Origin of the sequence: Arsenophonus nasoniae, assembly GCF_004768525.1 — a bacterium.
Taxonomy (GTDB): Bacteria; Pseudomonadota; Gammaproteobacteria; order Enterobacterales; family Enterobacteriaceae; genus Arsenophonus; species Arsenophonus nasoniae.
In genome coordinates this window covers 246,179-273,057 of record NZ_CP038613.1, presented here as the reverse complement: position 1 = coordinate 273,057, position 26,879 = coordinate 246,179, and the positions used below count along the sequence as shown (strand labels likewise).

26 protein-coding genes and 4 tRNA genes are annotated in these 26,879 nt (G+C 38.0%); 9 read left to right on the top strand and 21 right to left on the bottom strand.

What is annotated here, in order from left to right:
• Positions 1-20: 20 nt before the first annotated feature.
• Positions 21-266, bottom strand: a complete 246-nt coding sequence (locus ArsFIN_RS01180; protein ID WP_135677416.1) for a hypothetical protein — start codon at positions 264-266, stop codon at positions 21-23.
• Between the two features lie 111 nt (positions 267-377).
• Between ArsFIN_RS01180 and ArsFIN_RS01175 the strand changes: the two genes are divergently transcribed.
• Positions 378-1,222 (top strand): IS5 family transposase gene (locus tag ArsFIN_RS01175; protein WP_135677415.1). Its coding sequence is split into 2 segments (ribosomal slippage): positions 378-723 and positions 723-1,222, totalling 846 coding nucleotides; the frame shifts between segments, so codons are not numbered across the junction.
• Here ArsFIN_RS01175 and ArsFIN_RS01170 read toward each other — a convergent pair.
• The 3 genes from ArsFIN_RS01170 to ArsFIN_RS01160 all read right to left on the bottom strand — a co-directional run bounded on the left by ArsFIN_RS01170 (position 1,219) and on the right by ArsFIN_RS01160 (position 2,992).
• Complete coding sequence (locus ArsFIN_RS01170; protein ID WP_135677414.1) at positions 1,219-1,449, bottom strand: hypothetical protein; 231 nt, start codon at positions 1,447-1,449, stop codon at positions 1,219-1,221. The genes ArsFIN_RS01175 and ArsFIN_RS01170 overlap by 4 nt on opposite strands.
• A 131-nt stretch (positions 1,450-1,580) precedes the next feature.
• The gene (locus tag ArsFIN_RS01165) at positions 1,581-1,907 is read right to left on the bottom strand and encodes a single-stranded DNA-binding protein (protein ID WP_026824084.1); all 327 of its coding nucleotides are present in this window, start codon (positions 1,905-1,907) and stop codon (positions 1,581-1,583) included.
• Between the two features lie 17 nt (positions 1,908-1,924).
• Positions 1,925-2,992: a phage/plasmid replication domain-containing protein gene (locus ArsFIN_RS01160; protein WP_246067309.1), complete on the bottom strand. Its 1,068-nt coding sequence runs from the start codon at positions 2,990-2,992 to the stop codon at positions 1,925-1,927.
• Between the two features lie 178 nt (positions 2,993-3,170).
• Here ArsFIN_RS01160 and ArsFIN_RS01155 point away from each other — a divergent pair, with 178 nt between their 5' ends.
• The 3 genes from ArsFIN_RS01155 (at position 3,171) to ArsFIN_RS01145 (ending at position 4,609) form a co-directional block, all read left to right on the top strand.
• A complete protein-coding gene (locus tag ArsFIN_RS01155) occupies positions 3,171-3,374 on the top strand; it encodes a hypothetical protein (protein WP_135677413.1) in 204 nt (67 codons plus the stop codon).
• 228 nt (positions 3,375-3,602) lie between these two features.
• Entirely contained in the window at positions 3,603-4,016 is a 414-nt protein-coding gene (locus ArsFIN_RS01150; RefSeq protein WP_246067307.1) for a hypothetical protein, read from the top strand.
• Between the two features lie 122 nt (positions 4,017-4,138).
• Positions 4,139-4,609 carry a thioesterase family protein gene (locus ArsFIN_RS01145; RefSeq protein WP_026822665.1) on the top strand — a complete coding sequence of 157 codons (471 nt, stop codon included), beginning with the start codon at positions 4,139-4,141 and terminating at the stop codon, positions 4,607-4,609.
• A gap of 113 nt (positions 4,610-4,722) precedes the next feature.
• Here ArsFIN_RS01145 and corA read toward each other — a convergent pair whose 3' ends face one another.
• The 7 genes from corA to lptM all read right to left on the bottom strand — a co-directional run bounded on the left by corA (position 4,723) and on the right by lptM (position 11,402).
• Positions 4,723-5,673, bottom strand: coding sequence for a magnesium/cobalt transporter CorA (corA, locus tag ArsFIN_RS01140; protein ID WP_026822664.1), 951 nt, complete (start codon positions 5,671-5,673; stop codon positions 4,723-4,725).
• Between the two features lie 95 nt (positions 5,674-5,768).
• Entirely contained in the window at positions 5,769-7,931 is a 2,163-nt protein-coding gene (gene uvrD / locus ArsFIN_RS01135) for a DNA helicase II (protein WP_135677412.1), read from the bottom strand.
• Between the two features lie 64 nt (positions 7,932-7,995).
• Positions 7,996-8,712 carry a 5-amino-6-(5-phospho-D-ribitylamino)uracil phosphatase YigB gene (gene yigB, locus ArsFIN_RS01130; RefSeq protein WP_026822662.1) on the bottom strand — a complete coding sequence of 239 codons (717 nt, stop codon included), beginning with the start codon at positions 8,710-8,712 and terminating at the stop codon, positions 7,996-7,998.
• Complete coding sequence (gene xerC / locus ArsFIN_RS01125) at positions 8,713-9,627, bottom strand: tyrosine recombinase XerC (protein WP_026822661.1); 915 nt, start codon at positions 9,625-9,627, stop codon at positions 8,713-8,715.
• Positions 9,624-10,328 (bottom strand): DUF484 domain-containing protein, encoded by a 705-nt coding sequence (locus ArsFIN_RS01120; RefSeq protein WP_034249542.1) that lies wholly within the window; start codon positions 10,326-10,328, stop codon positions 9,624-9,626. Before ArsFIN_RS01120 ends, xerC begins: the two co-directional genes overlap by 4 nt.
• A 28-nt stretch (positions 10,329-10,356) precedes the next feature.
• Positions 10,357-11,181 (bottom strand): diaminopimelate epimerase, encoded by an 825-nt coding sequence (gene dapF, locus ArsFIN_RS01115; RefSeq protein WP_026822659.1) that lies wholly within the window; start codon positions 11,179-11,181, stop codon positions 10,357-10,359.
• Positions 11,182-11,222: 41 nt separating this feature from the next.
• Positions 11,223-11,402, bottom strand: a complete 180-nt coding sequence (lptM, locus tag ArsFIN_RS01110; protein ID WP_034249540.1) for an LPS translocon maturation chaperone LptM — start codon at positions 11,400-11,402, stop codon at positions 11,223-11,225.
• An 85-nt stretch (positions 11,403-11,487) separates the two neighbouring features.
• Here lptM and cyaY point away from each other — a divergent pair, with 85 nt between their 5' ends.
• On the top strand, positions 11,488-11,811 hold the full coding sequence (gene cyaY / locus ArsFIN_RS01105; RefSeq protein ID WP_026822658.1) for an iron donor protein CyaY: 324 nt from the start codon (positions 11,488-11,490) through the stop codon (positions 11,809-11,811).
• Positions 11,812-11,843: 32 nt separating this feature from the next.
• Here the strand turns inward: cyaY and ArsFIN_RS01100 are convergent, their stop codons facing one another.
• Positions 11,844-14,411 (bottom strand): class I adenylate cyclase, encoded by a 2,568-nt coding sequence (locus ArsFIN_RS01100; protein WP_034249538.1) that lies wholly within the window; start codon positions 14,409-14,411, stop codon positions 11,844-11,846.
• Between the two features lie 553 nt (positions 14,412-14,964).
• On the opposite strand from ArsFIN_RS01100, the gene hemC reads away from it, so the two are divergent.
• Genes hemC through hemY form a run of 4 tightly spaced genes read left to right on the top strand, consistent with a single transcriptional unit; the run spans position 14,965 to position 19,096 of the window.
• Positions 14,965-15,906, top strand: a complete 942-nt coding sequence (gene hemC / locus ArsFIN_RS01095) for a hydroxymethylbilane synthase (protein WP_026822657.1) — start codon at positions 14,965-14,967, stop codon at positions 15,904-15,906.
• The gene (hemD, locus tag ArsFIN_RS01090) at positions 15,903-16,640 is read left to right on the top strand and encodes a uroporphyrinogen-III synthase (RefSeq protein WP_026822656.1); all 738 of its coding nucleotides are present in this window, start codon (positions 15,903-15,905) and stop codon (positions 16,638-16,640) included. The genes hemC and hemD overlap by 4 nt, the downstream gene beginning before the upstream one ends.
• Before the next feature lie 21 nt (positions 16,641-16,661).
• Positions 16,662-17,906: a uroporphyrinogen-III C-methyltransferase gene (gene hemX / locus ArsFIN_RS01085; protein WP_026822655.1), complete on the top strand. Its 1,245-nt coding sequence runs from the start codon at positions 16,662-16,664 to the stop codon at positions 17,904-17,906.
• A complete protein-coding gene (hemY, locus tag ArsFIN_RS01080; protein ID WP_026822654.1) occupies positions 17,903-19,096 on the top strand; it encodes a protoheme IX biogenesis protein HemY in 1,194 nt (397 codons plus the stop codon). Before hemX ends, hemY begins: the two co-directional genes overlap by 4 nt.
• 1,084 nt (positions 19,097-20,180) lie before the next feature.
• Here hemY and ArsFIN_RS01075 read toward each other — a convergent pair.
• The 9 genes from ArsFIN_RS01075 to wzxE form a co-directional block, all read right to left on the bottom strand.
• Positions 20,181-20,257, bottom strand: a tRNA-Pro gene (locus ArsFIN_RS01075).
• A gap of 62 nt (positions 20,258-20,319) precedes the next feature.
• Positions 20,320-20,406 (bottom strand) — tRNA-Leu (locus ArsFIN_RS01070).
• Between the two features lie 19 nt (positions 20,407-20,425).
• Positions 20,426-20,501, bottom strand: a tRNA-His gene (locus tag ArsFIN_RS01065).
• 73 nt (positions 20,502-20,574) lie between these two features.
• Positions 20,575-20,651: transfer RNA gene (locus ArsFIN_RS01060), tRNA-Arg, on the bottom strand.
• A 149-nt stretch (positions 20,652-20,800) separates the two neighbouring features.
• On the bottom strand, positions 20,801-22,180 hold the full coding sequence (gene thrP, locus ArsFIN_RS01055; RefSeq protein WP_026822653.1) for a bifunctional threonine/serine APC transporter ThrP: 1,380 nt from the start codon (positions 22,178-22,180) through the stop codon (positions 20,801-20,803).
• Between the two features lie 267 nt (positions 22,181-22,447).
• Complete coding sequence (gene wecG / locus ArsFIN_RS01050; RefSeq protein WP_026822652.1) at positions 22,448-23,185, bottom strand: lipopolysaccharide N-acetylmannosaminouronosyltransferase; 738 nt, start codon at positions 23,183-23,185, stop codon at positions 22,448-22,450.
• A 27-nt stretch (positions 23,186-23,212) separates the two neighbouring features.
• On the bottom strand, positions 23,213-24,550 hold the full coding sequence (gene wzyE, locus ArsFIN_RS01045) for an ECA oligosaccharide polymerase (RefSeq protein ID WP_026822651.1): 1,338 nt from the start codon (positions 24,548-24,550) through the stop codon (positions 23,213-23,215).
• On the bottom strand, positions 24,550-25,632 hold the full coding sequence (locus ArsFIN_RS01040) for a TDP-N-acetylfucosamine:lipid II N-acetylfucosaminyltransferase (protein WP_026822650.1): 1,083 nt from the start codon (positions 25,630-25,632) through the stop codon (positions 24,550-24,552). Before ArsFIN_RS01040 ends, wzyE begins: the two co-directional genes overlap by 1 nt.
• Positions 25,629-26,879 (bottom strand): lipid III flippase WzxE, encoded by a 1,251-nt coding sequence (wzxE, locus tag ArsFIN_RS01035; RefSeq protein ID WP_026822649.1) that lies wholly within the window; start codon positions 26,877-26,879, stop codon positions 25,629-25,631. Before wzxE ends, ArsFIN_RS01040 begins: the two co-directional genes overlap by 4 nt.

Sequence of the window (26,879 nt, the reverse complement as noted above, 5' to 3'; positions counted from 1 at the left end):
GGCAATAAAGCCCCTGTCAGCTAAAACGCATTGAGCATACGAGCAACTTTTTTAATGCCCATAACAACCACAGCAACGCCCATAATTGTCCCCGCCACAGCAACAACGCCCGTAATAATCGGAGCGACATCAATCTTTTTTAATAATCCATCAAGATAATTAGCCGATACAGGCGCATCTTCAGCAAACGCAAAAGAACTTAATGCCATTGTTGCGAAAACGCCCGTTTTTAAATAAGCAGAAGAAATACTATTTGTAATATTCATAAAACACCTACAAATTTAACATTTTAATCATTCGTCCTAATCCGTAACCTAGGCTGTGTCCCTTAATTGCTTGAGCTATAGTATCCATCTGTTTCTACGATACTTTGAATTATGGCTCGCTACGATCTTTCTGATGAAGCATGGGCAATCATTGAGCCCTTGTTGCCAACCGTTTTGACATCTTCGCGGGTCGGTCGGCCGTGGGCAGAACATCGCAAAATCGTCAACGGCATGTTCTGGATACTGTGTTCAGGCGCCCCATGGCGTGATTTACCTGAACGTTACGGCCCATGGAAAACCGTTTATAACCGTTTCAACAGATGGTCAAAGGATGGAACTATTAACATTATTTTCAATAAGTTGCTTTCATTTCTTGATGCTCATGAACTGGTTGACTGGTCAGCCATTGCGCTGGATGGCAGTAATATTCGTGCTCTCAAATGTGCGGCTGGTGCTCAAAAAAACATCCCGATATTACCGACGATAACAGCTTGGGTCGCTCACGAGGTGGTTATGGCACCAAAATCCACATGGCGACTGACGGAAGCGGCATCCCGCTAAACATCGTACTGAGTGCTGGGCAGGCTCACGAAAGCCTGTTCGCGCTACGACTCCTGGACGGCATTGGCGTGCAACGCCAGAACGGCAGCATGAAGCGTCGTGGTCATACGGTACTGGCTGACAAAGCCTACTCTGGGAATGCGCTACGTAACGAGTTGAAAAGAAAAGGGATGAAAACGGTTATTCCCCGAAAATCAAATGAAAAACTGGCTTCAGATGGACGCTCGCAACTTGATCGTGATGCTTATCGCCATCGCAACGTTGTGGAAAGGTGTTTTGGCCGTTTAAAGGAATATCGCCGGATCGCTACACGTTATGAAAAAACGGCAAGAAACTATCTAGCAATGGTGAAACTGGGCTGCATTCGCTTGTTTTACCGCCGATTACGCAATTAAGGGACACAGCCTAATACATAAAAGATCAAGACAAGCCCTAACCCAGCCCCTAAGATATTTACATTGAATTCTCCTAACGGCGGATTATTTGAAATAACCAAAGATTGAAGCTTAATAACTTCTGTTTTCGATAATTTCAAAATTACGTCATTACAACTATTTTCATTCCCATTAGTATTCACAATGGGATGACATAATTTAGTTGTAATATCAAAGTCATCTTCCATACTAGCTACTCTGCTAAATCAAGGAACATTTCAACGTTATACCCAAATGTCATTTACCCTGTTTTTTTATCAGGATATCTAAAGGAACGCTTATAACCTGAAATACGACAAACTAGTTCATTAATATCAAATTATTTTGATTTAGCTTCTGAAATAAGCACAAATATTTGATCATAAGCAATTTCAAGATTGCCATATTTATTTACCGCAAAAGAATTCGGATGATATAAATATTGCCCTGCGGAATATGGCAATTGACCTTCTTTTAATGGAATGGAAATTTCAATATTTTGTCGACCTTTATGTAATAATCCAATTTGATAATAACGTTTTATCGCTTCATCTTTTTTATTACCATTTTCATCTTTTTTAAAAAATTCCTTTTCTAAAACCCGAACATCACTTTCTTCAATTTCAACCATTAATAAATATCTTGAATCTACCGTTATCATTGCCATATTTAATTCTCTCTTTATTAAGCGACCAGCATTAAATGATTTCTTTCTCTATACCAGTTTGGTTTTTCAACAATATAAGGTTTAATTTCACGCACATTACGCACCACCACACTAGGAAATAAAGACACGTTATATTCATCCGCAATATCAATACCGATTTTACGTAAACGTGCTCGATGAACTTGTACTTGTTTTTTATTTAAATCAAAGCGCTCACCTAACGTCCATGAATACGCATAAAAAGCCGTTGTATTAGCAGCTCGGGTACTATCAACAATACCTTTTTCAATTAATTCATTTGCTACCGTTTTTATATCCATGTTCGTCACCGATAATTTCTCTGGTAATGCGATAAACTCATTTAATAACGTTTTTAATTCATCAAATTCTGAATAACCCCAATAACATAATTTATATCGCTGTAAATATTTGCCATGTAATTTCAATTCAAATCTGACTATGCCTTCTAATACCAAGTATTCATATAACATCTTTAAATATTTATATTCCTGACTTTCATTTCCAAATTTATTTTCTATTTTCTTCATTGAGTGAATTAATAAATCATGCGCCTTACAATAAACACTGGGATAAATTAAATGAGCATTACCTAATTTCGATAACCAATCACACGTCATACCATTGGTATGTAACCGAAGGATCGAATTTCTAAAACGGAGTGTCGACATTCCCCGAATAAACGCCCTTTCATTGTCATAACCTACTGCAATATTTTGATTGATATGTATTTCTTTAATTAATGCGCCATTCCAAACGTGCCCCGCTACTGTACCCTCTGGAGACTGACGCAATTTAAAACGAGCCCCTTTTGAAAACGGCGGTAATCCTAAAGAACATAAAATACCATTAAAAACATCAAAACATTCATCAACAGATTGACAGCCAAATACATTATCCAATTTCCCCCATCGAGACGGATTACCACTCATAATCAATACAGAACCGCGTATCCTTATATTGACCAAATCACAAAATGATCCCTCATGACAAAAATTTGGCTGAGTCAATTCAAAGGCCTCTCCCGTATCAATCCGTATACGTTGATAAGCTACGTCCCCTAACATCGGTAACGGAAAAATAAAGTCCTGTTCTGCTTTCAGCCAATCGTATTACATTTTAAACTTTTAAAATTTTAAACAATAAATTATTTATAGCATAAGAATATTAAATATTCAAAACTTTAAAAGTTTAAAATGTATAACAGTTAAAATTTTAATCCAAAATAATAAAAAAGGAGAGAATATGGCTAGAAAACACATAGCAGTAACCGAAGAAACAAAAATGAAGATAGAAAGAGTAGCACTAGAAGTATCAAATAAAACAAACAACATAATTAAATGGTCTGAAGTAGTACACTATCTTATTGAAAATTATTTAGAAGAGGCAAGAAAAGATATGCTAAACACCATATCACCAGAAAATCCCAAAAAACAAAAAAAATACTAATAGAAATAAACATTACGATGATCGAATAACACAAGTATAAAAAGCACCCAAATAATGTTAAATAATAGTTAAGAGTAATATTAATCTAATAATTACCGTGGGAAACCACGGTAAAGTTCGGGTGTAACAGAACTTCCGAACCGCTTCGCGGTGAAAATTTAAACATAACAGTCAATGTTATGAGAAAAAAAGACTAAAAATTAAGCATTTTAAAAAAGGAAAATATAGATGAACCGCACAGATAATAATCAAATTGAAATTTTGTTTGTTGTTTTAGGTTTTTTACTACTTATAGGATTTGCTGTCTGGATCAAGAAGATTTTTGAAATTCCTCTTGACATCGCAATTAATACAGGCATCAAAATTGTCATATGGATCGCACTAATCAGCTTTATTATTTGGTACTTCCGTTCAAATTTCAACGTAATAAAATTAACAACCCCACTTATGCTCAGTCTACTATGGTGTAGCTTTTTCCCTATACTCGACTATAAAGCAGGGATTCGAGACAATTTTCCCATTAAGATAGAGCCTGAATGGTACGGAACTGCATTCTGGCAGTTCATTATTTTTCTAGCAATAAATGGCATAGGGTATGGAATAATTTACTATCAAAACAAACGAAATAATGACTACTATTAATTTTCAGGATCGCACAATACACTCTATGTTAAAGACGAACCTCGCCCATTCCGGCAGGCGAAATTTTGCCGAAATGGGCAAGAACCCTTTTGTAACATAGCGTTGTACATAAGAGAATATTTATGAATACGCCTACCTTTACATTAGACGATGCTCAGAAACTTATCATTGCAAAATTTATTCATGAGATGCCGTTCAACCAATTATTAGGTCTTGAGGTGTTATGCTTTGATAAGACACAGATCAAGTTGGTTTTTAACAATAAACCAGAATTGATAGGCAACTTTGAACAGCAGATCTTACATGGTGGTGTCATTGCTTCAGTATTAGATGTTGCCAGCGGCTTAGTTTGCATTGGTAATGTATTAAATCGAATGACTTCATTTTCAAAAGAAGCGCTTAGAAAACGCTTATCAACGATTGGCACCATCGATTTAAATATTAATTACTTGCATCCTGGTCGTGGTAAAAAATTTATTGCTAGTGGCAAAATCATTCGCACAGGTAATAAGATCTCCGTTGCCCGAGCCGAATTGCATAATGAAGAAAATAAACATATCGCAACCGGCATAGCCACTTACTTAGTGAGTTAAAATAACCAAGCTAGCAAACCATAAAATCTATATTAAATTAAACGCTATATGAAGCTTAAGTTATCAAGTTGGTCTTTCGCTGTATTCAAGTTTTCTTTTATCGTCTGATAAATTCAGAGCCAATTTTTACGTTTAAAATAAAGATAGGGTGCCAGCCCGGCGATAATCATCAATATAATTGCTGCCGGATAGCCAAAACGCCATCCTAATTCAGGCATAAATTCAAAATTCATACCGTAACTGGACGCCACCAGCGTTGGCGGTAAAAAAACCACAGAAACAACGGAGAAAATTTTAATAATACGACTCTGTTCAATATTAATAAAACCCATTGCTGCTTGCATAAGAAAGTTTACTTTTTGAAATAGCGATTCATTATGGGGTAACAGTGATTCAATATCACGTAAAATATCTCTTGCTTGCTCTAACTGACCTGCCGGCAATCTTGCCCGGCGGATCAAAAAATTTAATGCTCGTTGACTATCCATCAAACATAATCGCACTTTCCAGCCAATATCTTCTTGTTCCGCTAAATTAGAAAGCGCACTATCAAGTTCATCTCCTTGTTTACCTTCCAGAATAATTCGGCTTAACGATTCCAATACGCTATAAATATTTTCTATTACATCAGCAAGTTGTTCAATTTTAGTTTCAAATAAATCTAAAAATAACTCATAAGCATTAGCATCGATCAGTTTTTGACTTCTTGAACGCATACGATACAAACGAAAAGCCGGCAGATCACGCTCCCGTAACGTATATAAGCGACCATCACGAAAAGTGAAAGCAACCGTCGAATTACCAACATGTTCATCGCTATCTTGATAATAAAAAAATGAATGAATATGTAAACCATCTTCGTCCTCAAAAAAACGAGCCGAAGCTTCAATATCGGTTAATTCAGATGGAGTTACTAATAATTGTTTCAATTCAGTTTGTACTGTTTGCCGCTCTTTCTCATCAGGCTCCATTAAATCAACCCATACAGCATCTGTCAGTTTTTCACCTTCATCAAGTTCCAGACGAGACAAACGGTGGTTGTCTAATTTAAATGCCAGCAGCATATTATGGCGCCTCCTTTAGAACCCCAAATAGTAAAATAAATAGAGGATTAATTAGTAACAAAAATACTAGATCCTGCAAGCAATAATATGTTCAGTTATTGCAACTCTAATTTGGCGTAAGCGGCAACTAGCCATTTAATCCCTTCGCCCTGAAATGCTATCTGCAAGCGGCAACGCTCACCATCGCCTTCCAAATTAATAATAGTTCCTTCACCAAACTTAGGATGACGCACCCGTTGACCTAATGCATATCCACTATCATTTCGATTAATTGGGGTACCAAGTCGTTGATGGCTAATTGGACGTGAAACCGTTGCACGTAAACGGACTTCTTCGATACATTCTGTGGGTAATTCAGCAATAAAACGCGAAGGACGATGGTAAACTTCCTTACCATATAATCGACGGCTTTCCGCATAAGTCAGCGTCAATTTCTCCATCGCCCGAGTCAATCCAACATAAGCTAACCGTCGTTCTTCTGCCAGCCGTCCGCTCTCTTCCGCACTCATTTGACTTGGAAACATACCTTCTTCCATACCCACAATAAAGACCAATGGGAACTCTAGACCTTTTGCCGAATGTAGAGTCATTAACTGAACGGCATCCTGATGTAGTTCCGCCTGCCCTTCACCCGACTCCAACGCAGCATGAGACAAAAATGCTTGTAGTGGCATGAGATCTTGATCTTCTTCTTGATAGCTAAACTGACGAGTAGCAGTGACTAGCTCTTCAAGGTTTTCAATACGCGCTTGCGCTTTTTCACCTTTTTCCTGCTCGTACATTGCCCGCAGACCTGAGTCGCGGATCACTCGGTCAGTTTGAACATGTAACGGCATATCCATCGTTTCTTTAGCCAATGCATCAATTAACTCAAGAAACCGTTCAATCGCCCCCGCCGCACGGCCGGCAAGAACTTTCTCTCTTAATAAATATTCACAACTTTCCCAAAGCGTGAGTTGTTTCTCGCGTGCCGCCTGACGAACAGTGTCTAATGTTCGTTCTCCTATGCCGCGAGTGGGCGTATTAACCACTCGTTCAAATGATGCATCATCATTGCGATTGGCAACCAAACGTAAATAAGAGAGTGCGTCTTTAATTTCTTGCCGCTCAAAAAAACGTTGGCCGCCATAAATTCGATAAGGCATTGAAGACTGCAACAAGGCCTCTTCAAGTACCCGTGATTGGGCATTGCTACGATAAAGAATGGCACACTGTTTTAAAGAGCCACCTTTCTCATGCCATTGCTTAATGCGACTAACTACATAACGTGCTTCATCTAACTCATTAAAGCCACAATAAAGCGAGATAGGTTCACCATCAGCCCCTTCTGTCCAGAGATTTTTCCCTAATCGATTATTATTGTTGGCAATCAATGCGTTAGCCGACTTCAAGATATTGTTAGTCGAACGATAATTTTGTTCCAGCCGGATAGTTTCCGCTGCCGGAAAATCTTGCAAAAAACGTTGAATATTTTCTACTTGCGCGCCACGCCAACCATAAATTGACTGATCATCATCGCCAACAATCATCACCTTACCGGTATCACCGGCCAAAACACGTATCCAGGCATACTGAATACTATTAGTATCTTGAAATTCATCAACCAGAATATTGGTAAAACGATCACGATAATGTTGTAGTATATGTGGTTTATTCAACCACAACTCATGGGCACGCAATAAAAGTTCAGCAAAGTCAACTAATCCGGCCCGATCACACGCTTCCTGATAAGCCTGATAAACTCGCAACCAAGTTGCTTCTGTTGGATTACCATAACTCTCAATATGCTGGGGCCTTAATCCTTCATCCTTCTTTGCGTTGATGTACCACATAGCCTGACGTGGTGGCCACTTACTCTCATCTAAATTGATGGCTTTGATAATTCTACGTAATAATCGATATTGATCATCACTATCTAAGATTTGGAAATCTTGCACTAAATTGGCATCCAAATAGTGCGCGCGCAATAGACGATGGGCCAAGCCATGAAAAGTTCCTACCCACATACCGCCTTGATCGCTACCTAATAACGCATTGATACGATGACGCATCTCAGCTGCCGCTTTATTGGTAAACGTCACCGCCATAATAGAGAAAGGCGAAACCTTATCAACCGCCAGTAACCAAGCTATTCGATGAACAAGTACCCGAGTTTTACCACTACCAGCACCGGCAAGTATTAGCATATTCGTTCTAGGTGCCGCAACGGCTTCGCGTTGCTTATCATTTAAGTTTTCAAGTAAATATGAGGCGTTCATGGTTACCATTAAATTAAGAGAGCAGTCAATGAATCACTACTGTGTTTTTAACCAGATAAGAAGATTATACCAGCGTAATGAGTGAAGCCAAACCGGTTATCTCAACATGAGGCAATATGTCATTCTTATTGGCGGTTAGTAAGTTACTATTATTAGTATTGATCCAACAAGCTTGCATGCCACTCTGTAAAGCCCCTTGAATATCCGTTGTTAAATCATCACCTACATGCAAAATTTTATCCAATACAATATTAAATTTCTGCGCGGCAAGATAATACATATCACTAAACGGCTTAGCGCGTCCATCTGGCCCCGCTTTTAAAACAAATTGAAAATAATCGCCTAATCCGCAAGCATAAGGATCGGCATTGCCATTAGTAATGGCCGCTAGTGGGACTTTTTCGGCTAAAGTAGATAAGGTTTTATGGGTTAATTCTGGGATGACAATTTGACTACGCCAATAAGAAAAGTGTGCCATTATATCGTCAGCACCGCCAGCAGATCCTTCGCTATCGTAACCGTAATGACAAAGTAACGCTTTTACTGCTAACCAACGCCACTGTGTGACATCATGATAAATTTCAGGATACTGATTAACAATTAATGTTTGATAGTTTTTTAAATCGGCAAATTGAAGCTTATCAAAGCGATCGTCATAACAACGAATAAAATTTAACAGTTCTTGTTCAGTTTTATCTATAACAGGACGATTATCATACAGTGTGTCATCCAAATCAAAAGTAATCGCTGCAATAGGTGCTAATTGCCGATAAAAGCGCACTCAAGGTTTCTCCCTTTTTGCTCGTGGATGAGCCACATCATAAACCTTGGCTAAATGCTGAAAATCTAGATGAGTATAAACTTGGGTGGTAGAAAGATTGGCATGTCCAAGTAACTCTTGAACTGCCCTCAAATCTCCGCTTGATTCCAAGATGTGAGTGGCAAAAGAGTGACGAAGCTTGTGAGGATGAATATGACTTCTAACCCCCTGACGAATTCCCCATAACGCAAAACGCTTTTGTACATTACGAGCGGAAATGCGTTTGCCTCTTTGTATTGAGATAAAAACCGCCTCGTCTTGCTTAGCATATTGCTGACGCATCTCAAGCCAACGAATTAACCATTCTACAGCTATACGTCCTAATGGTACTTTCCGCTCTTTACTACCCTTTCCCATAACCCGAACTTCACCACTTTGTAAATCCAAATGTTGGCAATTCAAATTAATTAACTCAGATAAACGTAATCCAGCACCATACATTACTTCCAACATGGTTCGATCACGTACAGATAAAGGATCTGCTAAATCAATATTTAGCAACTGATTGACTTCATCCACATCGATATTTTTAGGTAAATGGCGTTTATTTTTCGGCGCTCTGATTGTCTTAGCTGGATTAGCTGTTATTAGGCCCTGCCCAACTAACCAATCTAAAAAACTTCTTAATGACGAAAGACGTAAAGCAAGACTCGCGGCCTGCAATCCTTGTCGGCGACACTTTGCAACCATCATACGAACATGTGATGTCTCTAATTGTGCCCAATCATTGATGTCCATATCTATAGCCATATCCACTAATACGGCTAACTGACGTTGATAATTAATAAGCGTCACTGGACTTAGCTGCCGTTCTACACGTAAGTAACGTAAAAAATCATCAATTTGTTGCTGCAAGCGTTGCCGTGTTGCATTCATGCCCGTGTTACCCAGCGCAAAAGCAGATCAGGTAATAATTTGGCTAAATGGTCAAGCATGGTCGTTCCCATACCTTTTTGATAATGTTGAATATCACGACTACTAAAGATCACCATCCCTAAATTACCATAAAGTCCTAATAAAGAAACAGCCACCGAACCAACATGATTTGCATCTGGCATTAATAACAATATTTCGGGATTATTTAACGTGCCAAGATAGTGATTTTTTCCACCAAATCGCTGAATACGGACAGGCTCAAAAGCTTGACGTGAAATCATAACTTTTTGTGCATCCATCGGTACACCTAGCTGCCAACAATCACTAAACAAGCGAATATAAGCACCACTCAAACCAAAACTTCTTGACCAGGCATATAAACGTTGCTGAAAATCGGCAAAGTCATCTGCCGTTGATAGCTGGATAACCAATTTTAACAGTCGATTAAAGAGTATTTCATTATTGCGAGCCTGCTCAACCAAGAGTTGCATATCCTGTTCTAGATTTTGGATACAAACTCGTTGACGCTTCATAGACCATTCAACTAATGAAACCGCGTGATGAACAGGATGAGGAACCCGCATCTGTTCAACAGCAGCGGCATTGCGAATAAAAAAATGAGGATTGCTTTTCAGATATTCCACGACAGTCTGATCATCTAACAGAGGTTGAGGATCAAATGCTGCTTCTTTTTTATCCATAATAAAAGACCTTTTAACCAAACAAAACCTAGAAATGAATAACACCATCATAAACATGTGTCGCTGGGCCTGTCATAAATAGAGGATGACCCAATCCATTCCAACGAATTTTTAGCATGCCACCGGGTAAATCAACACGGACACTTTTTCTTAATAAGCCTTGCTGAATACCGATAGCAACAGCAGCACAGGCACCACTTCCACAAGCCTGTGTCTCTCCTACACCACGTTCATGTACACGTAATCGAATGTGTTCATGATCAATAACCTGCATAAATCCTATATTAGCCCGCTCAGGAAAACGTTCATGTTTTTCAAGCATCGGCCCCAATAAAGCCACTTCAGCCGTGTCAATATCTTCAACCTGTAATACGCAATGAGGGTTCCCGATAGAAACGACTCCACATAATATTGTTTGTTGTTGAGTTCTAATTATATAAGTTTTCTCAGATTTTTGCGCTTTAAAAGGCACTTTATTTGGTTCAAACTCAGGAACTCCCATATTGACACAAACATCTTCATTTTCTGCTACCGATAATGTCAATCTACCGGATTGAGTACTTACCTTAATATCGCGTTTGTTTGTCAGTTTTTTAAGGCGAACAAAACGCGCAAAACAACGGGCACCATTACCACATTGAGCCACTTCACTACCATCGGCATTAAAAATACGATAATGAAAATCAAGATCAGGATCATAAGGTGCTTCAACAACTAAAAGCTGATCAAATCCAATCCCCCTATGTCGATCTGATAAACGACAAATAAGCTCAGGAGAAAAATAAACATTTTGAGTAACGGCATCTACCACCATAAAATCGTTACCCAAACCATGCATTTTGGAGAATTGCATTTTCTACTCCATCATAATCAATTGGCTATTTTTTCATTAATCTATTGGTGAAGTGTTTCTGTCTGTATCGATTGATGTTCTGTCTCTTTAGACGATATCGTACTTTCAGCCTTTTGTTTAGCTGTTGTTTTTGCTGGAAAATAGAGTGGCCCTTTCAAACCACAGGCAGAAAGTAGGGTTAATAATATCGATATCATAAATAGCCAAATTAATTTTTTCATTATGTTAAAGCCTGCATTCTTAAATCATTATCCTTTATAATCTATAATCGCAGTTAGGCACAGAAAAGCAAATAGGAAATTGGCGATGACTGACACAGAATTTCATCAACTGGTTGATAAATTGATGGATAGAATAGAAGAACAACTCGATCAATATGATGGTAATAATGATATCGATTGCGAAACCCATAGCGGTATTATGACGCTAACCTTCGAAAATGACAGTAAAATTATTATCAATCGCCAAGAACCACTCCATCAAATATGGCTAGCAACGCGCTCAGGTGGTTACCACTTTAATTATAAGGCAGACAATTGGTATTGTGCTCGCAGCAAGAAAAATTTTATCCAAATATTAGCCTATGCGATTAGTGAACAAAGCGGTGAACCATTTTCATTTGATCTTTAACTACTAAAAAAACAAATATCATTCTTTATTATTTAATGTATATAAAAACTAACGCCTGATTCTTCACGACAGACATTTTCATTGAACTGTGAATTAGAAAATGAGCCAGACAAATAAGGAATGACTTGATTTTTATCTTCTACTTTTATTATCTGGTAAAATTGCGGCAAATTAAAATTGACTAAATTTGTACGGTAGGTAGAACGATAATGTGATGATGAGTAAAAACGGCTTACATCCCTAACAAGTTCTTCTTTATTTCCTTCACAATGTGAATAAATTTCTACCCGATTTTTTTCATCTAAAATATAGATATTAAAACCATGATTATCTTCCGTATCCTCAAAAAAGAATTGCACAATCCCTTCACTTGCATAACCATCAACAACTAAAGGTAGATGATAAGTTTCTTTGACATTCAATTTTATCGGTAAGCCATGTAATTTATTATTAGAAATTGCACCATAAAATTCGACTGCATTTTCCAATTTCTGCACAGAAACATTCAACCGCTCAAAAAACAATCCCCAGGTTTGACCTGCAATACGTAATGCCTTGAAACGCCCTGAGTCATTACAACTGCTTGAGAGACGGAGTTCAATACATTCTGAAACCAGCTGTTGAACACGTGTACCAATCAACCCTCGCATATGTTGGCTATAACAAAAAACTTCAACCACATCTGGTAGCTCAGCATCTTGATGCATTTTGCCCAGAATCGTTTTTAATGCTTCCAACATAGATTGCTCACCAGAGAAATGCAGTGTTCTCACCTCATTCCAAGAGTTGCGATACAGTAGATCAATACTGCTGACTAAGCATTGTGGTGGATCACCAAAACTCAATATGTCTAATTTACGTAAATCAAAATGGATTATTTGATCAGAAAACACCGCTGTCGGATCTTTCTCTAAATTAACAATTATGGCTAAGTGGCGAATTTCACAGGGGCTATATAAAGCTTTTGGTGTGGGAGCCAGTAAGCGAATAGGGAAATTTGTCGTTATATCATTAACAAATTGATGTAATTTATTTTCATCACATTGTGATCCACCGTTATGAATATAAATATGAGATTGTTCTGTCAATAAACCATTAAAGTAAGTCCAGGCCACTAATTTACTAAGATAACGGTTATATTCTAACGGCTGATGTCCAATAATAGAATCTATCGTCGGCGCCTTATTATATAAGTACCAACCACTACGATTCGCGCACCCGGCAGGAACATAAATAAAAGTGAGATGACTCTCAGATAAATCTGGCGAAATTTGCGGATTAACCAAAGTGACTTTGCCTGGTAATACTTCAAAGGCTGCATACAACTTCCGCGTCAACACACCAATATCTTGTGGACTAGCACTTACTCGTAAATTATTACGACGTGCAAAGCGAATAAGGTTACGATAACTTTGCATCATGGTATCAAGTAATTCATTATGCGCATCTCGAACCTGCTCTATTTTCCAATAATTTCGCTTGTCGAGAATATTTAATCGCTCTGTACTCCAATCCCATGAAGTAACAAGCTGTGATAACACATGCCTTCGCCAACCATCACTCGCACAGTTATTGTTTCCACCCGACAATTTTTCACAAACTTTGAGGTAAAAACAGCGACGAATCAAATCAAGACGCTTAAAATCACCGATTTCTATCAAATAACGCGTAACGCGTTCTAACATTAAACAATAGGCATCTAGGCCATAAGAAACAATTTCTCCTGCATGCAAGTGTTTCTTAAATTCCATTGCAAGCAACATACCACGCGGATAATCCCAGGAATAAGCTTCAAGTAAAATACTTTTCAGCACAGCTTTATAAGGAGAATCAACACTTTTATACAGTTGCCATAAACTTGCACCAAAATACTCTTCAGCTGATAATTCACCTAAACCACCTAAATCTAACCATTCATTTGGGGTTAAGACTCCTCGTGCATACAACAATAAAACATATTCATCGTAATTGGTTTCTTCTTCTGCCGGTACCATCATCCATAGTAAACGTTTCCCTGCCATACGAACCGCTGTACGATAAAATTCATCCAACAGTAATATATGTTGTGTCGTTCCACAATCTTCGCCACTTAGGCTACCACTCGTATGGTGGCGAAAACGATTTTCATCAATTAAAAAGAAAGTAGCATCTATACCAAGCGAGGACGCCCATTGCTCAATTAATGTGCATTTTTTTTGTAAAAGTTGTCTTTCTTCTTGATCTAACCATGATTGATGACATACCCAAATATCCAAATCAGAAACATCACTTTGCCCAATTGATGATGTACTTCCCATGGAATAGATACCTGTAATAGGTAATTCACCATTGGTTTGTTGTGAAGATAGTTCACAAAAGAGATAGGCCTCAAACTGCTTTAACCAATTAATTTGTTGAGTATCAGGCGCAAAAAAACAGACACCATTAGGTACATTACCTTCAATATAACCAGGTAACATAGGATGATGATAATTTAATAAAACTGGTAGCAATCCATATACATGCTTGAACGCTTCATTCATAGAAGATGATGCTCGTTCCAGTCGTAATTGATTGATCGCATCCAATCTTTGCTTCAGTGTCTCAATATAAAGATACAAAAGTTTTGCCTGAATTAACTTTAAAAATGAATAACCTCAACTCAGCCATTGGTTCCTTTATTATTAGGGAACGATAACAGCGATATGCTTTTTGAATAGGTTGCTAGAAACGTGATCAATTTAACATTTTGTACCCAAAGCGTAAAGTACATTACCTCTACATTAACTGTTTATTTTTTACACTAAATGCTTTCCATTCTTTCACATAAAAAATCTTTTTCGTTTCTAAGAATTTCAAATAGATGATCCATATAAAAAAGAAAACAATTAGTTAAATTTTCTTATTAAATTTCTTATAATTATTTTCAATGATAAATATTCAAATAAGTATAAAAAAATTAATTAAATATGCTTTTATTTGCTTACATCCAATAAAAAAATCATTTTGCCGCCATTGTAACCCTCCTTTTTTCTGTCTACAAGCTGTACTATACATTAGCTATATTTATTAAGTGCTCAGCTATAACTGGAAAAAGACTTATCAAAATGTTAAAACTGGCTACCTTTCCTTTATAATTCACTCATAATCTAACTACCTAAGAAAAATAAAAACATGTCAATACAAACACTGCGTATCGCAACAAGGAAAAGTCCATTAGCAATGTGGCAAGCGATTTTCGTGAAAACACAACTAGAAAAACATCATCCAACACTAACGATCGAACTTATTCCCATGAGTACTCAAGGTGATATCCTACTCGATACTCCCCTGGCTAAAATTGGTGGCAAGGGGCTTTTTGTCAAAGAATTGGAAAATGCCCTACTAGAAAATCGAGCGGATATTGCTGTTCACTCCATAAAAGATATTCCTGCTACTTTTCCTAATAACTTAGGATTAATGGCTATTTGCCAGCGAGGAGATCCTCGTGATGCTTTTGTATCCAATCAGTATGATTCCCTTGATGCCCTTCCAGCTGGGAGTATTATTGGAACATCAAGCCTACGTCGCCAATGCCAACTACGTCATACTTATCCCCACTTAGTTATTCAAGATCTGCGCGGTAATGTGGGAACACGGCTGAGTAAATTAGACAATGGGCAATATGATGGTATTATTCTCGCTGTGGCTGGTCTAAAACGTCTTAATTTAGAAACACGGATACGTATGCCTCTGCCACCAGAGCACTCATTACCTGCCGTTGGCCAAGGCGCAATTGGTATTGAATGCCGTCTTGATGACCACCATACACAACATTTTTTAGCGCCGTTACATCATCATGATACGGCTATCTGTATTCAAGCAGAACGAACCGTCAATAATCGATTGCAAGGTGGCTGCCAAGTCCCAATAGGTAGCTATGCTATTTGGCAAAATAAACAAATTTGGCTTAGAGCGCTGGTTGGTACGCCTGATGGTAGTCAAATTATTCGTGGAGAAAGATCTTTTAAGCCTGAAGATGCTCAACAAATGAGTATTGAACTTGCTGAAGAGTTACTCAATAATGGCGCCAAACAAATTCTTAACAACATTTTCCCAGGAGCATTTTCTCGATGAGTATATTGGTCACCAGACCAAACCCCAGCGGTGAAAAACTTGTTCAACGTATTAGGTCATTAGGAAAAAAGGCCTTTCATGCCCCACTGATTAAAATTATACCCGGTAATGAACTGGCCCTTCTACCGACTAAATTAGCCAAGCTAACTAATGGTGATCGGGTTTTTTTCTTATCGCCAAACGCAGTTTGGCATGCTAATTCAGCGCTTCATTTAACAGGACGAAAATGGCCTGATACGCTATCCTATTATGGTATAGGGCACTCAACAGCATCCGCTTTTCACCAATTAACTAATTTGCCTATTCAACTATCTCAAAAAGGTGAAACGAGTGAAACATTACTTGAATTACCTGGTTTACAATCACTATTAGGCAAAAAATCTTTGTTATTGCGGGGTAACGGTGGACGTGAACTACTCGCCACAACATTAAAATCGCGCGGAAGCCATATTGATTATTGTGAGTGTTATCAACGTCAACCAATAAAATATGATCGACAAATTTTCCAGTTGCAATGGCAACAGGCAAATATTAGAACAATTATTGTTACCAGTGGCGAAATGTTGCATTTATTATTTAACTTAATTACAGATGATGTTAAACCTTGGTTTCTTTCTCGCCATTTAATTGTTGTCAGTGAACGTTTGGCTAGTACTGCCTACCAATTAGGATGGCAATCAGTAAAAGTAGCCAAAAGTGCTAATAATGATGCTTTAATTCAGGCATTAATATAAACCGATATTGAGATATTAATTATGACGGAACAGAATAAACCAAATGAGGCAAATGAAAACACATCAAATGCCTCTACAACAGCAACGCAATCTACAGCCAAAAATGGTATCTCTCATAGGCAAAAGCGTTCTGGTCTGTTTGGTAGTATAATTACTATCGTACTTATTATCATACTGGGTGGTTGTCTCTATTATTATCTTAATCTAAAGCATCAACAAATAGTCAATGAAAGCAGCGAACTACAACAACAAATAAATGAACTACTGCGTCAACAAGAAACAGAAAAACAGCAAATTAACCAATTAACTGAATCTCAGCGTATTACCCAGTTAGATAAGAAAGAATATGAGCAACAACTTGAACAGAGGGTTGAAGAATTACAAGCTCAAATCACAACACTTTCAAGTACTGATGTAAAACGCTGGTTACTTGCCCAAGCTGATTTCTTGGCCAAAATGGCTGGCCGAAAACTTTGGAATGACTATGATCCCGTTACGGCGATTGCTTTATTAAAAAGTGCTGATTCAAGCCTAGCAGAAATGAATGATCCTAATTTAATTGAGATCCGAAAAACGATTAATAGTGATATCAGTGCGCTATCAGCCATTACCCAAATTGATTATGACGGAATTATTTTAAGACTTAATCAACTGAGCAGTGATATCGATAATTTACGCATAAATGATAGTACTCCAGATGGTAAACCCATGGATGAAGATAGTACTGAACTTTCCAATAATATTACTGATTGGAAACAAAATCTTAGCCAAAGTTGGAAAAGTTTCAGTAAAAATTTTATTACCATTCGTCGTAGAGATTCTCATGAAACCCCTTTACTTGCACCTAACCAGGATATTTACCTACGCGCCAATATTCGAGCACAACTACTGATTACCGCCCAAGCCGTACCTCGTTATCAAGAGCAAATTTACAAACAATCCTTAGAGCAAGCTTCAACTTGGATCCGGATCTACTTCAATACCAACGACGCAGCAACAAAAGCCTTCCTCACCGAAGTGGATAAGCTAATTGAACAACCTATTACGATGGATATTCCCAGCGAATTAAAAAGTTTATTACTGCTCGATAAAGCATTACAAAAACGTATTCAAGGACAAATCCCTTCTTCTGCAACACCGATACCGCATAAGACTCAACCAACCAATGAAAAGAAAAAAAATCAAGACATAAAAATAGTGCCCCCTACACCAACCGAAGAGGCAGTGAAGCCAAGCAATAAAACCGCGCAGGAGAAAACTGCATGATAAAAGTACTGATCCTTTTTATTGTACTAATTGCTGGCATCATCATTGGTCCCATTGTCGCAGGGCACCAGGGTTATGTACTTATCCAAACCAACAACTACGATATTGAAACCAGTGTAACCGGCTTAATCATCTGTTTTATTATTTTACAATTTATCTTCTGTTTTGTTGGCTGGTGCTATCGTCGTATTCGCGGCACGACATCATTTACCCATAATTGGCTAAAAGGCCGTAAATATCATAAAGCGCATAGTCAAACGCAAAAAGCATTACTAAAATTAGCGGAAGGTGATTTTTCACAAGTTGAAAAACTACTGACACGTCATGCTGACTATGCAGAACAACCCGTTGTTAACTATCTACTGGCAGCCGAAGCTGCTCAACAACGTGGCGATGAATATCGTACCAATCAATATCTTGAGCGCGCAGCTGAAGTCGCGGGCAATCATCAACTTCCTGTTGATATTACGCGCGTCCGTATACAACTTGCCGAAGATAAAATTTACGCCGCACGTCACGGTGTCGACAAATTACTGGACCAGGCACCGCGCCACCCTGAAGTCTTAAGAATGGCAGAACAAGCCTATCAGCGGTCTGGGGCTTATCAAGCGCTTATTGAACTTTTGCCTATTATGCAAAAAGAAAAATTATACAGTGCAGAAGAGATCGATAAATTACGCAAAAATGCCTATAAAGGTTTGATTAATCAATATACGGCTGAAGGTGGCAGCGAAAATCTAAAAGATTGGTGGCGGTCTCAAGGACGTAAAATACGTCATGATCCGGTACTACAATCGATCGTGGCTGCTCGCCTTATTGAATGTGACGATAGTGAAGCAGCAGAAAAAATTATCACTGATGGACTAAAACAGCAATATGATGAACATCTTTTATTGCTGGTTCCTCGTTTACAAGTCAGCGATAGCAAAGCTATGAATAAAATCCTACACAATCTAATAAAACAGTCTGGTGGTGCCACTCCCTTACTAAATAGTACTTTAGGTCAACTTGCATTACAGCATGCTGAGTGGCAAGAAGCGGAAAAGTACTTTAAATCTGCTTTAGCACAACGTCCTGATGCTCACGACTTTGCCTGGCTTGCTGATGCTTTAGATAAACAGCATAAAGCTGAAGAAGCTGCACAAATTCGCCAGCATGGCTTACTTTTTTCATTAAAGCATGTAAATTGATAGCTATCTCTTCTCTATTGTTTTGACCTGGCCTCTAACTTTCAGAGGCTTTTTACTCTCATCGATTAATTTGCCATTTTGACGTAAAGCTATCTAAATTAAATAGCATCAATGATTCCCCTTGGATAGAATTTTAGCTTTGTTAAATAATAAAAAAACACCCATCAAAAGATAGGTGTCAAAATACAATCAGGTCTACAGACGGATTGTGCCTCACTCAACGTTGCGTCCGGTTGGTGATGGATATTATTGCATCGATAACGTGGACAATAGGCACATTAAATTGGCTCTGCGTCATCCTATAGTTTATGATGCGAAACGCAATCACAAGAAGCTGGATGAGCATCTACACTCTATCTAAAGCATAATTCATGCCAGATATCATTTTTATATTCAAAGACACTCTTTTTATCCCTATTGATGAACAAATATTCATCAATCAATCATTGATTGCCTTTTAACAAAATGATTTTACTTATTTTGATTGTCACAACCCACAATACGCATGGCTAAACTGTCTCTCTTTAGAGACGCTATAGAAATATTTATATTTTTTCTTTATTTTTCATGTAATAAGATGTCTCTTTATAGAGACATTAAAAGTTAATTTTGTTGTTAAAACACGACAAATTTTTATAAATACAAAAAAAACAACATTTTAAATACAATTATGCCATTTTTTCGCTATAAAAATGTGGCAATCGGCATTATCAGATAATGAATATAAACTGATATATCCACACTCATTTGTTTTTGTTTAGCTGAATATAAAGGTATCAACGGCATAGGGACAGCTAGATATCTAGCCAATCCTCTGCCAGACCAACCAGAATGGAGGCCGCCCCGAGCGGTTCGAAAAATTGAGATTATGTGAGAACGTCATTCCGACATTTGGTCGCCCGCATGCAGTTGTGCTCTACTTGATTTGCCGTGATCAGCTTATGACGAGACTTTCATCCGCAGGAATGCGCGATGCTGGGCACAAAAAATAAAACTGATACGGATTAAATATTGTGGGATTACCATTGTGGTACGCTGAGGCTACAAAAAAACCTGCAATTAGTGTGCAGGTTTTTTTTAAATTTGGTCGGCGAGAGAGGATTCGAACCTCCGACCCACTGGTCCCAAACCAGTTGCGCTACCAGGCTGCGCTACTCGCCGAAACAAAACAATCTCTGTTTTAATAATGCTTTTTATGTAATTTTTAAAACTTATTTATATTATGGTGCGAAAGGGGGGACTTGAACCCCCACATCCGTAAGGATACTAACACCTGAAGCTAGCGCGTCTACCAATTCCGCCACCCTCGCAAACTGCATAAAACAAATATGGGGTGACTAATGGGATTCGAACCCACGACAACCGGAATCACAATCCGGGGCTCTACCAACTGAGCTATAGCCACCATAGAATCTTTAAAAATTCAATTTATTGAATACAACACTAATCCACTACACCGTAGCAGAGCACGCATTATATGGCGCGCCCGACAGGATTCGAACCTGAGACCTCTGCCTCCGGAGGGCAGCGCTCTATCCAGCTGAGCTACGGGCGCTTAACGCCGTTGCGGGTGAGGATAGTACGGATTTAATAGCATGCTGTCCAGTGATTTTTTAAATAAAAAGGTTATTTGCTTATGCTTTATCCATTTCAATCAAAAAATTAACCTTATCATCATTTTTTAGCCAGTTAAACAGGCTATTGCTAATCATTTTTCATCCTTTTACGGCAAAAAATTTGATTCAAAAAATAGATCACAGAAACAATCAATAAAAATACGCCACCCACAATTAATGACAAACGCGTATCGGGATTAATCACCATGCCAACAAGTACACACACCAAAAAAAGTAAGGTCAAATAATTCACGTAAGGAAATAATACCGATTTAAAAGTATGTTGGGCTAATTGCTGTTGATGCACTTGCCGAAAACGCAATTGACTCAATAAAATAACAAACCAAGGTATCATTCCAGGCAATACGCTCGCACTATAAACATAAACAAAAACTGCTTGTGGATCAGGGATAATGTAGTTGAGACCTGAGCCAACAATAAGACACAAAATGGTTAGCATTATGCACCGTGCAGGCACACCATTTGCTGTCACTTTCAATAAAGATTTTGGCAATTGACCATTTTGCGCTAAAGCATAAATCATACGCCCGCCACTATACATGCCACTATTACAGCCTGATAATGCCGCTGTAAGTACGACAAAATTAATTACTGCAGCTGCCGAAACAATGCCTACTTTGGCAAACATTAGCACAAATGGACTACCATTTTGGCCAATCTCTGTCCAGGGAAATAAGGTTACAACAATAAAAATAGCACCAACATAAAAAATTAAGATTCGCCATAAAATATTATTAATCGCTTTTTTTAATGTCACTTGCGGATTTTTCGCTTCTCCAGCAGTAATACCAACTAATTCAACGCCTTGATAAGAGGCCACAACAATACAAAGCGCAAATAAAAAGCCTTGCCAACCACCAGCAAAAAATCCACCATGCTCAGTCAAATTAGCTAAACCTATTGGTTCAAAATTATTGCCAATACCAACAAAAATCAGTCCTAATCCAATCAAGATCATCACAACAATCGTGGTAACTTTGATCATTGCAAACCAGAATTCCAATTCACCATACAAACGTACTGCGGCTAGATTAGCTAGTGCAACAAGTACAACCGCAATCAACGCAAAAACCCATTGTGGCACCTCAGGAAACCAAAATTCCGCATAGACACCAATCGCTGTGATCTCTGATATCCCAACAGCGACCCACATAAACCAATAACCCCAGGCCGTTAAACATCCCCAATATGGGCTCAAATATTTATATCCAAATGAAGCAAAAGCGCCAGTAACAGGTTCAAGAAACAGCATCTCTCCCATCGAGCGCATAATAAAAAAAACAAATAATCCAGCAACAATATAAGCCAGTAATACAGAAGGTCCTGCCCATTTTAATGTACTGGCAGATCCCATAAATAAACCAACACCAATTGTTCCACCTAATGCAATAAGTTCAATATGCCTCGCTTCAAGGCCACGACTGAGGCCTTGTTCCGGTTTCCCCATAGCAATTTCCTGCCCTTTCAATAATCACTTAATACCATATGACCTTTTTGGTCAAAATGACAGATAATAGTGCCGTAATGAAAACATGTTTTTAATAATAACGAAATAAAAATTTATAAATGTCATCAAAATAGTGGTAATTGCTCAACAATGAAAAAACAGTTGTAAGCTAAAAAACCTATTTTAAAGAAGATTTAGCAGATGGAATTGCCATTCATTAGCTGTCAAAGCGAACTATTGCAAAGGAAATAATATACAAATAAATGTCTAAAGTTTGCCACCAAAATAGTAAGCTAAAAAGCGCAATAATTTTATCTGTCTTTTGATACGACTTGGCTGAGCAAGCAATCGATATAACCATTCCAATCCTAATCGTTGCCATAATTTAGGTGCACGTTTTATATGTCCAGTAAAAACATCATAAGTACCACCTATTCCCATGTAAAGTGCATCGGGATAAACTTGCCGACAATCTCGGATAAAAATTTCTTGCCTTGGTGACCCCATCGCTACTGTCACAATTTTCGCACCACTGGCCTTGATGTGATTAAATAATATTTGACGTTGTTCAGGCTTAAAGTAACCATCTTGGCTACCAACAATATTCACCTGCCACTGAGTACGAAGTTTATTTTCGGTCTGTTTAAGAATTTTCGCTTTTCCACCCACCAAAAATACGGGTACCGCCTTTTGACCCGCGATTTCCATCAAGGCTTCCCACAAATCAGCACCCGCAATACGTGAAACCTTTGCTTGTGGGTATTTACGACGAATCGCTCTGACAATACTGACCCCATCGGCATACAGATATTCCGCTTCAGCTAAAAATGCATTTAAGTCACGATCTTGCTCTGCGGTTAGGATTTTTTCCGCATTGATAGCCACTAATGTTCCACTCTTAACCTGTTGATCAAAAAACAGATAATTGACGAAATGGGTTATATCATGGAAACCCCAAATAAGATGACCTCGAATATCATATTTCGGGATCACTGGTTGCTTCATACATTACTCCAGTCGCTATTATTTAGTTTATTTTTTACAATCATTAGTGATATATATGCGAATTAAACCAGCTTTGGCAAATAACCAATAAATAAATTTCGCCACCAACAGACAAAGTGCAAATACCAGACCAAAAAACACCACTCGTGACACGAAAGAGTCCACACCCTCACGGACAAGGACAATAATATTAAAAATAGCGCCAAAACAGAAAGCTTGCAGGATAACCGATTTATAACGATTGGTTTCAAGCTTACTTTTTTCATAAAGCCAATCAAACCACTTAATAGTCAAACCAACGCCAATCGCGCCTATAGGAATAAAAGCAACACCGCCCATCACGACTAAAGAACCAATTAATGTTGGCGATATGGCTAAACCAGAGTGATTATTAAGTACTTGCCAGGTAAAATAATTAGCTGAATTTAATACCAGATTAGGTCGTTCAGGCCATAACCAACTGGGAATAAAAACATAAAAATCACGTACAATAGGCGCTAATCCTTGGAATTCAATTTTGCCATAGTTATCTAGCAACAGAGCCAAATTTTCCCAAGGGGAAAAAGTATCACGGGTTAAATAAAGAAAAGTATAAAAAGCCTCAGCACCCCGAACATCCAATCCATAACGCTCTAATGCTAACCAAAACATGCCAACAATACCGATAACACCGGCAATAATTAGCATCCATAAATTAATCCAGCCACGGATGATGCCGATAAATAGGAAAAGTGCAAAAGCAATAATAATATTAGCCCGTGTTCCACCCACAACCAGATAAGTGAGTAGCCCAAAAACAACCGTGCTAAATAGAAAAAATAACCAACGATACTGGGTCGGTTTTAAAAAATAGACAATTAACATTGCCGGGATGAAGAAATAAAAAAAACGTTTTAATGCCACGCTAGAAACTTCACGAGAAAAAATCTGACTATAGGACTGTAAACGAAACAGTAAAAAGCCATTTTGTAAGAAAAATATCGCCACGGTCACAATAGCAATAAACATCAATAAGAAACACGTTAACCGCGTTTCTACCCCATTCATAGTGAATAATGGCTGTTTAGATTGCTGGACACCACTTCGCAAGCGGGTTTTGTAAGCAATATAATAAACAATGTAAAAACTGATAGATGAGAGCAATGCATTCAATAATGCATTGGTTGGCACCACACTAACATCAAACTGAAAAACAAGTAATCCCGTTAATGGGAAACCAAAGTAGAATGTTAATAAATAAAGTAAAGAAAAAAAGATATTAAAATTAAAACGTACGCGCCGAAATTCTCGATAGGTTAGCGCCAAAATTAATATTAGAGAGATAAAATAGACTATCGATAAGCCACCAAATTCCGCAAAAGTCATTACTGCTCTCCTATCGATGTCAATGCAGATTGCCACCCTTTAGTAAAATTAGGATTAAAAAAGGCTACCTGGCTTCTATCAATTAATGTCATTTTTTGTCGAATAGCAGTCAGTTGTCGTTCATCTAATTGCTCATCATAAAATAGAAAAGGAACATTTTGCTCGATAAGATCCTGCCAAAAGTAATTTTGACGGCTAATAATAAAAGGAATTCCAAACTGAATTAATAAGCACAATGTGCCGATACCCTGCTGTCTTTTGAAAATAAAGTAACCTAAATCACAACAACGCAGTAAAGTGAGATAATCATTAAAAGCGATTTTTTCCTTAATAATAATCACTTCGCCATTAGGGAAATAATTTTCCGCTGCCTGAGCGACTTCTGCAATATACATCTGATTATTATCGGGATATCCCATAGGAACAAAAATTTCAACTGGCTGATTAGCGAATTGCTTTTTGATCGCCTGTAATGCTTCAATATGTCGATTGGACTTATCACCTGAGTTACCAACCAGAATTGTTACTTTATCGGTTTGGTTAATCGATTTTTCATAAACGGTTAAGGCCGGATCCATTTTGGTTGGAAAATAGAGCAAAGATGTTGCTATCGCTGGATTTGAGTGAGAAAAATAATTTAAATCTCCTCGCGTTGCAAAAACATGCCCTACCCGTTTAAATGCCAGACGCCGTAAATAATAAAATAATCTAAATTTCAAAGCAGCTGAGTCCTCATAGAAATCAGCGCCCCAAATATGCCATAAAAATTGTTGTCGACGGATCTTGCCAAACAATAATGCTAACCAGATTGATACATTAAACTGACCATGAAAAAAGAATTGGCAATTTCTATCTGCTTTTGCTTGCTTAGCGATAACTTTAGCAATCGCCTTTTTATTATCAAATTGCTGAATGTGAAGACGTGGATAGCGTGAAGCTAGCGTGAGATCACGACTAACAACCATAAACTGTCTCTTTTCTCGTGATGGCATTGACAAAGATAAAACATCATTAAAAAATGCTAACACTGTCTGATTATGATGTGGGATGTCAGAGCCTAATACATGGATTAAGGTTTTCATGTCCGCCTGCGGTAAAGATAGAATATGCCACTACAAAGCATAAAATAAACGATATAAGTTGCCATATAGGCCTGGGCAGCACCTAAAGCGCCGTAAGCAGGTATTAACCAATAAGCAAGCCCAGTTAACAACGCAAATTGAGTCACTTCCGTTAAAATGTAAAATCGTAATGCTGCCTTAGCAATAACTAAATAACCGAACACATAAGCGCCGACTTTAAATACATCACCAATCAACTGCCAAGCAAAAAGATCGTGCATGGCGAGAAACTTATCGGAAAAAAGCAGCCAAATTGCCAGATCTCGCAATAGCCATACGGTAAAACTAGCTAACGCTACCGCCGGTAAAACAAATTTCAGTGCTTTAAAAATTTCTGCACTAATCTCATCTCTATGCTGCAATTTAGCTAAGGTTGGCAATAAATAGACGGTAAAAGATGCAGTAATAAACTGTAAATAAGCATCTGAAATACTACTCACTGCCTGCCAGATACCCACCTCATCCCAACTATAACGCTCAGCTAATAAATTTCTCATCATAATATAGGCAACCGGCAACGTGACTGAGGTTATTAACGCCATTAAAGTAAATTTAGCTAAATGATGACTAATAGCAGGATTCCACCTTGGTTTAAAAAACGACCAATTCAGTTGCTTATGGCGTAGGATCAGGATCGCTGCTGGCACAACAATTAATGCAGGCACTAAAGCTAATCCTACTAGCGCCCCTTGATAACCACTTAATCTAAAGCAAAAATAGTAAGCAATTACGCCTGCTAAACTACCAACAATAATCGATAGCGCATTACCTTTCGCATCACGGAAACCTTTTAATATAGCGAGAAAATAATTCGCATACGCAATCCCCATTTGTATCAATGCTAAGGCACAAATAATCGTTTGATAATGTGTATGACCAAATAGAGCCAAGCTGATAAATGAGCTAAATAGGAAAAAAATAAGCGCTAATAGAGTTGAAAAACCCAAAATAATGGATGATGAAGTGCCTATTACAGCAGCTAATTTTATGGGTGTCTGATGATATTCAGCAACATATTTGGTCACACCATTGAAGATCCCTGCACCGGATAAAACACCAAGTACAGTAATCAGTTGACGGAAATTTCCTGCCTGACCCACCCCACTAGGGCCAAAAGAAACAGCCAATAATTTGATAACGACTAACCCTGCCCCAATTTTTATTAAGGTTGAAATCGCTGTCCACACAGACGCTTTAGCTAATGACAT